Raw genomic sequence first — 12,609 nt, 5'->3', positions numbered from 1 at the left:
CCCGATACTACTTGACACATGTAAAATAGCGGCGGAGGCTGGGGCCCATGGCCCTCGTTGGTGACCGGGTGTCGTTTCCGAAGCTGCCACACCCGCCGCGGCGCGTCCCGGTTCTCGGCGACGTGCTCGGCTTCAGCGAGGACATTCTCACCCAGCCGTCCTCGCAGATTACCGGTCCGGTGTTCGAGTTCCGTTTTCTGGGCGCACGATACGTCGTGGCGGCGGGCGCGGAGGCGGTGGTCGAGCTCAGCGACGAGAGCCGGTTCTGCAAGCACGTCGGTCCCGACATCGAGGCGCTGCGGATCATGGGCGGCGACGGCCTGTTCACCGCCTACAACCACGAACCGAACTGGCAGAAGGCGCACGACGTGCTGATGCCGGCATTCAGCAGGCAGGCGATGCACCGGTATCACGCCGTGATGTTCGATGTCGCCGGCGAATTGCTGGCGCGGTGGGACGCGCGGGCCGGCACCGGCGAGCCGATCGACGTCCCCGCCGATACGACGCGGGTGACGCTGGAGACGATCGGGCGCTGCGCTGCCGGTTATCCCTTCGGCTGCTTCGACTCCGAGGACGCGCATCCGTTCGTCGAGCACATGGTCGCCGGGCTGCAGGGATCGGACCGGCTCGGGGTGTTGCGTGCGACATTCCTGCCGCGGGTCTTCGCGCGCAGGGTCGAGCGCGTGGTTCGCCACCACGCCGCGCAGATGCACACGCTCGCCGACGAGATCATCGCCGAACGCGTGCGCGGCGGGCTCGGGCGCCACGACGACCTGCTCGAACTGATGCTGGTGTCAGATCTGGACGCGGCCAACGTCCGGTACCAGTTGATCAACTTCCTGGTCGCCGGCCACGAAACCACCTCAGGAGCACTGTCTTTCGCGCTGTACTTCCTGTCGCGGCACCCCGAAGCCGCCGAACGGGCGCGCGCCGAGATCGCCGAGGTGTGGGGTGACGATGAACGCCCGGCTTTCGAGCTGATCGCCAAACTACGCCACGTGAGGCGCATTTTCGATGAGGCGTTGCGGCTGCAGCCGACGGTGCCCGGCCATTACCGGGCCGCTCGCGAGGACACCGTGCTGGCCGGGGTGCATCCGATGCGCAAGGGCGACTGGGTGCTTGCGCTGACCATGGGATTGCACCGGGATCCGCGGTGGGGCGACGACCCCGAAGCCTTCGATCCCGACCGCTTCGCGCCGGACAAGGTGAGAGCGCGGCCGGCGGGGTTGTACAAGCCGTTCGGCACCGGGCCACGGTCATGCATCGGCCGGCAGTTCGCGCTGCACGAGGCGGTGCTGCTGCTGGCGGTGCTGTTGCGCCGCTACGAGCTGATCCCCGATCCGGGCTACCGGCTACAGGTCGCGCAACGACTGACGTTGATACCCAAGGATTTCCACCTCACGCTGCGGCGGCGCTGATCCGCCACAAGGCTCAGAGCGCGCGCAGGCTCCGCTGGTAGCGGCGCATCCCGCTGATCCAGCGGTCGTAGTCACCGCCCTTGTGTCGGTACATCTCCAGCAGCTCGGCGTGCGGCAGCACCAGGAACCGGCCGTCCCGGACGGCCCCGACCGTCACCGACGCGACGTCGGCGGCGCTGATCACCCCTGCCGAGTGCTCGATCGACGACGCGCCCAGCCGCGCGTCCGGATCTTCGGTGCTGCGCACGGCTTGCAGCAGCGGCGTTTCCACACCGAGCGGGCACACGCAGCTGACCCCGATGCCGTCGTCGCCGTAGGTGATCGCCAGCCATTCGGCGAAGCCCACCGCGGCGTGCTTGCTGACCGCGTAACCCGCCGCACCCAGCTGGGTCAGTAGACCGGCGGCCGACGCCACCGACACGAAGTGCCCCGACCCGCGGGACTGCCAGTGCGGTACCACGAGGCGGGCCGCGCGGATGTGCGCGCGAAGATTGACGTCCAGGATCGCGTCCCAGTCGGATTCGGTTCCCAGACCGGTCTTTCCGATGATGCCGGCATTGGCGACGTAGATGTCGACGGGCGTGAACTCGCGGGCGGCCAGCGTGATCAGGCCTTCGATGTCGACGACGTCGGCCGCGTCGGCGCGCAGCGCGACGGCGGCACCGCCGGCATCCCGGATCGCCGACGCGGTCGCGTGCGCGCCCGCCTCGTCGAGGTCGCCGACGACGACGCTGACGCCGTTTCGGGCGAGTTCGCTCGCGATCGCCGCCCCGATACCCGAGGCGCCGCCGGTGACGATCGCAGTCTTGCCGTGGAGGTCCATGGCACGAGTCTGCCGCGAGCGTGCGTGAAGTCCGTCTCTGGGGCGGCGTGTCGGCCGCAGACACGCACGTTCGCGCGTATGTAGGGGGGGCTAGCCGAAGTGCACGCCTTGGGCCAGTGGCAGCTCCGCCGAGTAGTTGACGGTGTTGGTCGCGCGCCGCATGTAGGCCTTCCACGCGTCCGAGCCGGACTCGCGACCGCCACCGGTCTCCTTCTCACCGCCGAACGCGCCGCCGATCTCCGCGCCCGACGTGCCGATGTTGACGTTGGCGATCCCGCAATCCGATCCGTCGGCGGCCAGGAAGCGCTCGGCCTCCCGCATGTCCAGCGTAAAGATCGACGACGAAAGACCCTGCGGCACCGCATTGTTCAGCGCGATGGCCTCGTCGAGGCTTTCGTAGGTCAGCACGTAGAGGATCGGGGCGAACGTCTCCCGGTGCACCACGGCCGTCTGCGCGGGCATCCGCACCACCGCCGGTGTCACGTAGAACGCGCCCTCGTCCCCGGCGTCGACGCGCTCGCCGCCGATCACTTCGCCACCCTCGGCCTCGGCCTGCTGCAGCGCCAGGACCATGTCCCGGTAGGAGGCCGTGTGGATCAGCGGCCCCACCAGCGTGCCGTCGGCCAGCGGGTCGCCGACCGGAAGCTGCCGGTAGGCCGCCACAATCCGCGACACCAGCTCGTCGGCGATCGACGAGTGCACGATCAGCCGCCGCAGCGTGGTGCACCGCTGACCGGCGGTGCCCGCGGCCGAGAACACGATGCCGCGCACCGCCAGATCCAGATCGGCCGAGGGGGTCACGATCGCGGCGTTGTTGCCGCCCAGCTCGAGCAGCGCGCGGCCGAACCGCTGCGCCACCCGCGGACCGACCTCGCGGCCCATCCGCACCGAGCCGGTCGCCGACACCAGCGCCACCCGCGGGTCGTCGACCAAGGTCTCGCCGATCTCACGCTCGCCCAGCAGCAGACGTCCCACCGCGGCGGGCGCCCCGACGTCCGCGCAGGCCCGCTCCAGCAGGGCCTGGCACGCCACCGCGGTCAGCGGCGTGAGCTCGGACGGCTTCCACACCACGGTGTCGCCGCACACCAGGGCCACCGCGGTGTTCCACGCCCACACCGCGACGGGGAAGTTGAACGCGGTGATGACCCCGACCACGCCGAGCGGATGCCAGTTCTCCATCAGCCGGTGTCCCGGGCGCTCGGACGCGATGGTGCGGCCGTAGAGCTGCCGCGACAGCCCGACGGCGAACTCGCAGATGTCGATCATCTCTTGCACTTCGCCGAGCGCCTCGGAGGTGATCTTGCCGGCCTCGATGGTCACCAGCGTGGCCAGATCGGTCTTGTGTTCGACGAGCAGCTGACCGAGCCGGGCCACCAGCGCCCCCCGCACCGGCGCCGGGGTCGTCCGCCACGTCGAAAATGCGTCGGCAGCAGCGGATATCGCGGCATCGGCATCGGATGCCGACGCGGCCGGCACCGTGAACAGCACGTCACCGGAGATCGGAGTGCCGGCGGGCATTCCTCCCGCGCCGGCCGGGCGCAGGTCGACGGTCGCGCCGACCGCGGTCAGTGCGTCTTGGACGCGGGCGCGCAGCGCGTCGGCGGTGGGCAGCGGGGAGGTCAGAACGGTGGTCATGAGGATGCGACTTTCTCGTAGAGGTCGTAGGGGTGGTGCACGTGGTGCCCTCGAAAGAGGTTGCGCGCGAGCTCATCCGGATCAATCGGACGGAACGCTGTGGACACCACGGGCACCGGGGAGGCAGCTTCGCGTAAATCGTCGAAGCCGACGGGATGCATGCCGAACGCCGGGAACCGGTCGGCCACCTGTGCCAGCTCGGCCGCCGAACCGACGCGGATCGCGCCGTGTCGCTCGGCGGTGACCCGCTCCAGCGAGCCCAGCCGCTGGGCGTCGGGATTCTCGGTGACGTAGGCGGCGTTCACCGCAGCGCTGACCTCGACCAGCGTGTGGCCGGCGGGCGCCTCGGCGCCGTGCAGCTGCGAGAGTCCTGCCGCGAATTGCGCGCGCAACTGCCAGGTTTCGACGCTACTCATGGGCGCTCCGATACAGTGCGCCCATGACCGATCCCGCAGACGTGCAGCCGCTCGACGAGATCGATCGCGTGCTGGCCCGCGAGCTGGTCGCCGACGGTCGGGCGACGCTGGCGCATCTGGCGGCGACGGCGGGGTTGTCGGTGTCGGCAGTGCAGTCGAGGGTGCGGCGACTGGAGTCGCGGGGGATCGTCACCGGATACACGGCGCGCATCGACCCGGAGGCCGTCGGCAGCAAGCTGTCGGCGTTCGTCGCCATCACCCCTCTCGATCCCTCTCAACCCGATGATGCACCCGCACGGCTGGAGCACATCCCCGAAATCGAGGCGTGTTACTCGGTGGCCGGCGAAGACAACTATCTGCTGCTGGTTCACGTCGAGTCGGCACGGGCCCTGGAAGGCCTGCTGCAGAAGATCCGCACCGCAGCCGACGTGAAGACGCGCAGCACGGTCATCTTACAGAAATTTTACAGTGGTAGGCGCTACATACCGGACTAATTACTGGCAATGGCGCGGTGAGGGCCAAAATGCACGGCTGCGCCCGGTCGGCCCCGTCACGACGCAGGGCTGCCGCCTGCCTTCTTCACGGCTGACTTCCTGGCGGGCGGATTCTTCGCAGGTGTCTTCTGTGCACCGGTCGTCATCGTGACCGCGGCCTTCTTGCCGGTCGTCTTCGTGACCGCGGTGTTCTTCGCCGATGCCTTCCTGGCCGGTGTCTTTTTGGCGGTCGTCTTCGTGACCGCGGCCTTCTTGGCGGGTGCCGCCTTTTCCGCCGCTGTCTTCCTCGCGACCGCCCCGCTCTGTGCGGCCTGCTCGTCGTCCACCATGGCGGCGACGCGGTCGCGCACTGCGCCGGTGGCCCGGCTGAGCAGTCCCGGGGCGGTCGCCGACAACAGCGTGGCGACCGCCGTGGCCGACAACGCCTGACCCCAGCCGAGCGGGCCCACCGGCGTGCAGCCGAAGGCCTGGCTGACCACTGGGACACTGACGATTCCCGCCAGCGTCATGAACGAGCCCAGCGCGGTCACCACTACCAGCGGGCTGCGCGAGTCGACCAGAGTCTGGGCCAGCTGCGTCGATACGAGCCCGATCAGCGCGACGGTCGACGCGCGCTGGGGGGTGCCCGTCACGCGCGCCATCATCCAGGCCGCGCCTGCGCCGGCCGTCGTGGCCGCACCGCGCACGCCGATGGCCCGCCACATCGCCGCCTCGTCCAGGTCGACCTGTCCCGTCGTGTCGGTCTGCCGGCTCACCGCCAGCGCCGCGGCCGGCAGTGCGTCGGTCAGCATGTTGACCAGCAGCATCTGTCGGGCGTTGAGCGCCGATCGCCCGGTCAGCAGGCTGGTCAGGAGCGCGAACGCGATCTCACCGGTGTTGCCACCCAGCAGCAGTGACACCGCCGACTGCACGCGGCGCCACAGCTGCTTACCTTCATCGAGGGCCGGCAGCAGGGCCTCGATCCGGCCGTCCAGCAGCACCACGTCCGCGGCGGTGCGCGCCGGATCGCTGCCGCGGGCGGCCACGCCGACCCCGACGCTGGCCGCCCGGATGGCTGCGGCGTCGTTGGCGCCGTCGCCGACCATGGCCGTCACCATGCCGATGCGCTCCAGCGTCTGCACCACGTCGATCTTGTGCTCGGGCGACATGCGGGCGTACACGAGTCGCGAGCAGACCGCGTCGGCGCGTTCGTCCGCGGACAGATGCTCCCATTCGGTGCCGGTCATCACCTGTTCGGCGGTGACGTCGAGGCCGAGCTCGCCGGCGATCACCATCGCGGTCACCGGATGGTCGCCGGTGATCAGACGGACCCCGATACCCCGGTCGGTGAGCCCCTCAAGGACCTGGCGGGCGCTGGCCCGGGGGGTGTCGGCCAGGCCGAGCAAGCCGATGGGCGTCAGCTCCGAACGGCACAACGCCTCGAACGCGGCGGCGTCGGCGGCCGCGGCGGCGGCCTGCTCCGGGGTGAGCTGACGCTCGGCCACAGCGATCACCCGCAGTCCCTTGGCGGCCATGTCGTCGATGGCGGCCACCACCGGACCGTTGGCCCGGGTCAGCGCCGACGCGAGTACCTCCGGTGCACCCTTGATGGTCAGGCGATGGCCGACGATCGCGGCCGCAAACGGCCGGCCGGCCTGGAACGGCAGGAACGCGTCGCGCTTGATCGCGGTGGTGTCCGCGGCGTTCTCCTCGCCGTGGACGGCGCGGCGGATCGCGTCGTCGGTGGCGTGGTGGGCACGGTGACCGGGCTGGACGAAGATCGTGCTCAGGGCCGAGTCGAGCACCTGGTCCTCGGTGAAGCCGTCGACCGGGGACACGGCCTTGACCCTCAGCCGGTTCTCGCTGAGCGTGCCGGTCTTGTCGAAGCACACCACCTGCAGGCGGGCCAGCGCCTCGATCGACTGCGCGTTGCGCACCAGCACCGACTTGCCGGTGAGCCGACGGGCCGAGGCCAGTTGCGCCAGCGTGGCCACCAGCGGAAGTCCTTCGGGGACGGCGGCCACCGCCAGCGCGACCGCACTGCTGACGGCCTCGCGCAGCGGGGTGCCGCGGGCCACGCTGAGCAACCCGACCAGAGTGCCGCCGCCCATGCTGAACGGCAAGGCGCGCTTGGTGACCCGGCTCAGTTGGCGCTGCAGGCCGATCTCCCGGGATTTCTCGGGAGCCATCGCCAGCGCGCGGCGCATCTCGGTGCGGGACCCCACCGCGGTAACGACCGCGACCGCGGTGCCGGCCACCAGCGTGCTGCCCGCGTAGAGCATGCAGGCCCGCTCGGCCAGTGCAGCTCCTGGCGTGGGATCGGTCTGTTTGGGCACCGGCAGCGACTCGCCGGTCAGCGTCGACTCGTCGACCTCGACGTTGGTGGCCTCGATCAGCCGCGCATCGGCGGGGACCACCTCGTCGGCGTGGACCTCGATGATGTCGCCGGGTCGCAGGCGGCGCGCCGACACCTTCTCGTGGCCGTGCTGATCGAGCGGACCGGTCCGCCGGCGGGCCAGCGGCTCCTCGACGGCCATGAGCCGCCGCAGGATCCGCTCGGCGTGCAGCTGCTGTTCGGCCGACAGCGCGGCGTTGGCCAGCAGCACGCCCCCGACCAGCGCGGCATCCAGCGGGGAGCCGAGCAGGGCGCTGGCCACCGCCCCGGTGGCCAGCAGCGGCGTGATGGGATCGGAGAGGTCCGTCCGCATCTCGCCGACGAAATCGCGGGTCAGGTGCCATGCCCAGGAGCCGGCACGCGCGAGCACGCGTAACGCGAGGAGGTCGGCCAAACCTGTTGTCTCATCGGGTATTTCGTCGGGTGGACGGGGCAACAGTCGCTGCACCTCGTCGGCCGGCATGGCGTGCCAGTCGTGCGCGACCTCCGGTTCGGGCGGCGGGTCGTTGAACACTTTGCTTCCCGCGGTGAACCCCGACCACAGCGCGCCCACCACGCCGACGTTCACCGATTCCGGACCGCTGCCCGGCACGCTCGGTATCAACATCAGCGCGCCGAGCGTGGTGGCCGATACCGATAACCGGATACCGCGGGCGGTGACGGCGCGCGCGGTCGGTAGCGAGTGCAGGATGCGCCAGACCGACAGCAGGTCCGGCACGAACACGTCGGCGCCCCACGGCGGCCGCCAGTCGGGACGTTCCAGCCCGATCGTCAGGTCGGCGTCCTGGTTCATCGCCATGTCCGGCGTGGTGATCAGCGCGACGGTGGCGCCGTCGGCTTTCAGTTCGGCGAGCGCCGAGGCCAGCGCCTCGTCGATCGAACCGTCGACGGGATAGAGCCGATCGAAACCTTGGGCCAGCGAGCGCAGCCCGTCGTCGGCGACCGACACCACCCGCGGTTTGGTGCGCCGCGCCTCGGTGACCACGGCGCTGGCGAGGGGGTCGCGCACCGGGCTCACCAGCGCCTTGCCCGCCCGCCCCGCTCCCGGGATGGTGGACAGCTTGTGCCAGCCGGCCGCCAGGCCGTCGGTGTCCAGTGCCGTCCGGACCGCCTCCCAGGCCGGGGCTCGCCCCGAATTCGCCACTCCGACAACGCGAGTCACGGTGAGCTTGTCGGTATAGAGCACGCGGGGGTCGATGACGATCGCGTTGAGCCGGTCCAGGTGCCTCAGCGCTCGCGGGCGGACGACGACGACGTCGTGCCGGCCGGTCAGTCCGCGGGTCATCGCGCAGCCGAACGCTTCACGCGCCGCTCGCGACGGCTTGGCGGCGGTCACCAACGCGGCAGTGCCTGCGATCGTGGGGTTTCCGGTGACCGCCCCGATGAGCGTCGCGGCGGCCATGCCGGCCTCGCCGATCCGCTCGGAGTAGCGCTCGCCGGGGCCGTAGTTCCACTCCAGGGTGCCGCGATCGGGGAAGCCGCCGTCGGGGGGATAAGCAGCCAGTCGGGGCTCGTGGCGGCGCCACGCGAGGCGGGCATCCCACGCCTCGGCGGCAAGCAAGGCGCGCGTCGCGGCGTCGGCGGCCGCGGACGCCGGTGAGGCGGTCAGTGCGGACGTCGCGGCTTCCATCAGGCTCAACAGCAGGTCGGTGCTGTCGCGCCCGAGCCGGTGTTCGAGCTGGCGGCGCAGCTGAGGAACGTTGGCGGCCATGGTCGGAACCACCGACAGCAGCTCCGACACTTTCGGCCCGTGCAGCGCCCTGCCGGTCACGGACAGGCCGAAGCCGACGGCGGCGGCCACCGCGCCGATGGTCCGTGCCGCCAGCAGCGCGTCGTCGCCGGGCAGGGTGAGGGGTCGGTGCCGCTCACCGCAGGGTGCGGTGCGGACGCGACGTTCGGCGGCGAGCACCACCTCGGCCAGGTCTTCGGCGGGTCCTTCCGGCTCGGTGGTGACGATGACGCGCGCCACCGACCGGTTGATTTCGGCGTGCTTGACCCCGTCGACGGCGGTCACGGCGGCGAGCACCTCGGCGGCGATCGCGTCGGCGTCGGGACCGCTCAGACCGCAGACCTCGATCCAGTGGTGCGAGTTCAGCCGGCTGGTGCGTTTGACGGGGTGGCCGCCCAGCGCCTCGGTCGTGATCGCGACGGCGGTCTGCAGCGCCGCCGGCGCGCCGGCCGCCGCGTCCTGGACCGCCTCGGCTGCGGCGTGGGCGGTCGATGCTGCGCCTGTCGCGGCATCGGTGACCACGCCGGCGATGGCGCGTCCGGCGCCGAGAGCGGCATCGCCGGCCAAAAGTGCTGTCCCGGCGGCGATTTGGGCCAGCTTGAGTGAAGATCCGAGCAGATTCATGACGGTCGGCCTGTCGTCTCGCGCGGCATCGATGCGCTTCGTGCCTGCGCGGACTGAGCCACCTCGACCACCACCGTAAGACCAGTTTCGCTCGCGACCATCGGCCGATCCGGGCCGCGCTTCGAGTCGCCGCACGCATCGTCGCGCCGGATGCCCGATTTTAGGCCCGGAAAACACGCAGCGCCTGCCGACACGAGCGGACTGGCCGCTGCAACTTCGATGAAATTCGCCCTAGAAGGCATCAGTGCCGTAAAAAATGCGTTAAAGTGGATCCATGACCGCTACTTTTCCGTCGATCAGCGCTGCAGTCCGGTCAGGGGCCGCCGCCATCGCACCTGCCGACGTGCACGCGGTGCTGGCGCGCAGCATTCTGGCCGACGGACTGGACCTGGTCCTCGATCTCGACGGTTCGAACGGTTCTCACCTGGTCGACGCCCGCACCGGCCGCGGCTATCTCGACATGTTCACGTTCTTCGCGTCCTCGGCGCTGGGCATGAACCATCCGGGGCTCGCCGGCGACGACGATTTCCGCGACGAACTCGCCGCCGCCGCACTGAACAAGCCCAGCAACTCCGATGTCTACAGCGTGCCGATGGCGCGTTTCGTCGACACGTTCGCCCGTGTGCTGGGTGACCCGCAGCTGCCGCATCTGTTCTTCGTCGACGGCGGCGCGCTCGCCGTCGAGAACGCGCTCAAGGTCGCGTTCGACTGGAAGAGCCGCCACAACGAGGCGCACGGCCGCAGCGCCGAACTCGGCACCAAGGTGCTGCATCTGACGGGCGCCTTCCACGGGCGCAGCGGTTACACGATGTCGCTGACCAACACCGACCCGAACAAGGTGGCGCGGTTCCCGAAGTTCGACTGGCCGCGCATCGAGGCCCCGTACCTGCGGCCAGGTGCCGACATGGACTCGGTGGAAGCCGAATCCCTGCGGCAGGCCCGCGCGGCCTTCGAGGCTCACCCGCACGACATCGCCTGTTTCATCGCCGAACCGATCCAGGGAGAGGGCGGCGACCGCCACTTCCGGCCGCAGTTTTTCGCCGCCATGCGGGAGCTGTGCGACGAGTTCGACGCGCTGCTGATTTTCGACGAGGTGCAGACCGGGTGCGGGATCACCGGAACCGCTTGGGCCTACCAGCAATTGGGTGTTCAACCCGATGTGGTCGCGTTCGGCAAGAAGACCCAGGTGTGCGGCATCATGGCGGGCGGCCGCGCACACGGGCAGCAGTTCAGGACCAGGGTGGACGAGGTACCCGCCAACGTCTTCCACACCAGCTCCCGGATCAATTCGACGTGGGGCGGCAACCTGGTCGACATGGTGCGCGCCCGCCGGATCCTGGAGGTCATCGAGGTCGACGGCTTGTTCGAGCGTGCCGCCGACAGCGGACGCCATCTACTCGGCCGGCTCGACGGGTTGGCACTCGAATTTCCCGGGCTGGTGCGCGACGTGCGTGGCCGCGGGTTGATGTGCGCGTTCAGCGTGCCGAGCCCGGCGCAGCGCGACGCGCTGATCGCCGGACTCTGGGAGTGCGGGGTGATCATGCTCGGCTCCGGCGCGGACAGCGTGCGGTTCCGGCCGGCGTTGACGGTGTCGACGGCCGAGCTCGACTCGGCGGTCGACGCGGTGCGCGCGGTGCTCAGGTCGATGTGAGCCGGCGGATCGTCGACCGCAGCCGCGGCAGGTCCGCCCCGCCCACCAGCTCGCAGCCGTGAAGTTCGGCGAGTTTGCGTGCCGCAGGCGTGAATTGGTGGTTCGTGACGACCATGGTCTGCGTGCAGTCCTGCATGGGCGCCCCGGCGACCACCTCCTGCACGGCTCCGGCGCCCACGGGTCGTGACTGGCGTTTGCACTGCACGGCCAGCCGGTTCGGCCGATGCCCGACGATGAGGTCGACGCCCCAGTCGCCGGTCAGCGGCGTCATGATCACGGGCACGCCGCAGCTGCGCGCGATCCGTGCGATGTAGTCCTCGAACTCGGTGCCCGACATGTCCGCGTCGACGGGATGTTCGCGCGCAGTGGGGGTGGCCGCCCCGACGATCACGGCGCGCAGGAAATGCGGTGCGGCGACGGCAACCCCCGGAGCCAGCAATGCCACCGCGGCGCTGAGGCCGAGGTCTGCGCCGGCCAGGTGGGCGGTGGCCCCGGCGGCGACACCGAGGGCCGCACAGAGCTTCCACCTGAGCCTCGTCACGGCCGAATCGTAGGCAGCAGCACCGACAGCTCGCGTTTATCCACGTCGACGCCCGGGAACTCCCCGCAAATCACCGACTGCGCGACCGGGAGAAGACACGATGACGGACCTGTCCCACCACACCCGGGAGTTGCGGCCTGGCGCGAGCTATGCCGAACCGGGTGTGCGCGACGCCGTCCGGGCCGGGTTCGGTTTCGCCGCCGCGGGCGCGACGTTCCTCTTCGCGGCGATGGTGTGGATCGGGACATGCACCGGGTCGCTCGCGGAGGCGGCCGGCTGCGGCGCCCCGCAGCGCACGATGCTCGCGCTGGGCGCGCCGGCCATCCTGCTCGTCGGCGGACTGTGGTCGCTGGTCCGCAGCTTCCGCGTCCGGCACGGGCATGCTCGGTGGGCGTGGCAGGGCGCCGGGTGGTCGCTGCTGGCTTTGATGGTGCTCAGTGCCGTCGTGAGTCTTCCTTCTCTGCCCGGTCGGTAGCACACTGAGGGGGCAGTTCTAAGGAGTCTCCGATGAAGGGTCCCAACGATCCAGTCGACCATGCACGCACCACGCGGACGCACGCGGGTGAGTCGATGAAGGACAACAAGATCATGCCGGGCCTTGTGGTGATCGGTCTCGCCCTCGTCAGTTTCGTCGCGTCGTTGGCGGCCTTCGCCACGTCGCATCACGATTCTGGTCTGGTGCTCGCCGGGATCGCCGGCACCGGCTTCCTGGTCGGAGCCGGCTGGCTGATGTTCGAACATCACCGCGTCCGCCGCCTCGAGGAGCTCTGGTACGCCGAGCATCCCGGCACCACGAGGCAGCGCCCCACCAGCTGAGCATCTGCCGCTATGCGTCGGGCAAGTCCCGCGCGGGTCGGACGGCTTTTGCACCAGCTGTCCGAGGCGCCGTCTTCTGACCAGACAG

The 12,609-nt window shown here is 70.3% G+C and carries 9 protein-coding genes and 1 pseudogene; 5 read left to right on the top strand and 5 right to left on the bottom strand.

Translation table 11 applies throughout. The features are described 5' to 3' along the window. Positions 1–47 precede the first annotated feature (47 nt). Positions 48–1,418, top strand: coding sequence for a cytochrome P450 (locus ACXMYJ_RS07895; RefSeq protein WP_460355197.1), 1,371 nt, complete (start codon positions 48–50; stop codon positions 1,416–1,418). A 13-nt stretch (positions 1,419–1,431) separates the two neighbouring features. On the opposite strand, the gene ACXMYJ_RS07890 is transcribed toward ACXMYJ_RS07895, so the two are convergent. The 3 genes and pseudogenes from ACXMYJ_RS07890 to ACXMYJ_RS07880 all read right to left on the bottom strand — a co-directional run. Then, positions 1,432–2,241, bottom strand: coding sequence for an SDR family NAD(P)-dependent oxidoreductase (locus ACXMYJ_RS07890; protein WP_460355194.1), 810 nt, complete (start codon positions 2,239–2,241; stop codon positions 1,432–1,434). Positions 2,242–2,331: 90 nt separating this feature from the next. Beyond that, complete coding sequence (gene amaB, locus ACXMYJ_RS07885; RefSeq protein WP_443187649.1) at positions 2,332–3,876, bottom strand: L-piperidine-6-carboxylate dehydrogenase; 1,545 nt, start codon at positions 3,874–3,876, stop codon at positions 2,332–2,334. 50 nt (positions 3,877–3,926) lie between these two features. After that, positions 3,927–4,292, bottom strand: a pseudogene (locus ACXMYJ_RS07880) (2-oxoadipate dioxygenase/decarboxylase family protein); the annotation flags it as partial. Between the two features lie 23 nt (positions 4,293–4,315). Here ACXMYJ_RS07880 and ACXMYJ_RS07875 point away from each other — a divergent pair. Next, positions 4,316–4,786: an Lrp/AsnC family transcriptional regulator gene (locus ACXMYJ_RS07875; protein WP_443187650.1), complete on the top strand. Its 471-nt coding sequence runs from the start codon at positions 4,316–4,318 to the stop codon at positions 4,784–4,786. A 56-nt stretch (positions 4,787–4,842) separates the two neighbouring features. Here the strand turns inward: ACXMYJ_RS07875 and ACXMYJ_RS07870 are convergent, their stop codons facing one another. Beyond that, positions 4,843–9,513, bottom strand: coding sequence for a cation-translocating P-type ATPase (locus tag ACXMYJ_RS07870; protein ID WP_460355191.1), 4,671 nt, complete (start codon positions 9,511–9,513; stop codon positions 4,843–4,845). Positions 9,514–9,808: 295 nt separating this feature from the next. Here ACXMYJ_RS07870 and lat point away from each other — a divergent pair, with 295 nt between their 5' ends. After that, positions 9,809–11,164 (top strand): L-lysine 6-transaminase, encoded by a 1,356-nt coding sequence (lat, locus tag ACXMYJ_RS07865; RefSeq protein ID WP_396885414.1) that lies wholly within the window; start codon positions 9,809–9,811, stop codon positions 11,162–11,164. Here the strand turns inward: lat and ACXMYJ_RS07860 are convergent. Continuing rightward, positions 11,151–11,705, bottom strand: coding sequence for a restriction endonuclease (locus tag ACXMYJ_RS07860; RefSeq protein WP_260757637.1), 555 nt, complete (start codon positions 11,703–11,705; stop codon positions 11,151–11,153). The genes lat and ACXMYJ_RS07860 overlap by 14 nt on opposite strands. 100 nt (positions 11,706–11,805) lie before the next feature. Here ACXMYJ_RS07860 and ACXMYJ_RS07855 point away from each other — a divergent pair, with 100 nt between their 5' ends. After that, the gene (locus ACXMYJ_RS07855; RefSeq protein WP_460355187.1) at positions 11,806–12,180 is read left to right on the top strand and encodes a hypothetical protein; all 375 of its coding nucleotides are present in this window, start codon (positions 11,806–11,808) and stop codon (positions 12,178–12,180) included. Positions 12,181–12,212: 32 nt separating this feature from the next. Continuing rightward, on the top strand, positions 12,213–12,521 hold the full coding sequence (gene usfY / locus ACXMYJ_RS07850; RefSeq protein WP_260757639.1) for a protein UsfY: 309 nt from the start codon (positions 12,213–12,215) through the stop codon (positions 12,519–12,521). Positions 12,522–12,609 lie beyond the last annotated feature (88 nt).

The organism is Mycobacterium sp. ZZG, from assembly GCF_054786995.1.
This window is presented reverse-complemented; position numbering and strand designations above follow the sequence as displayed.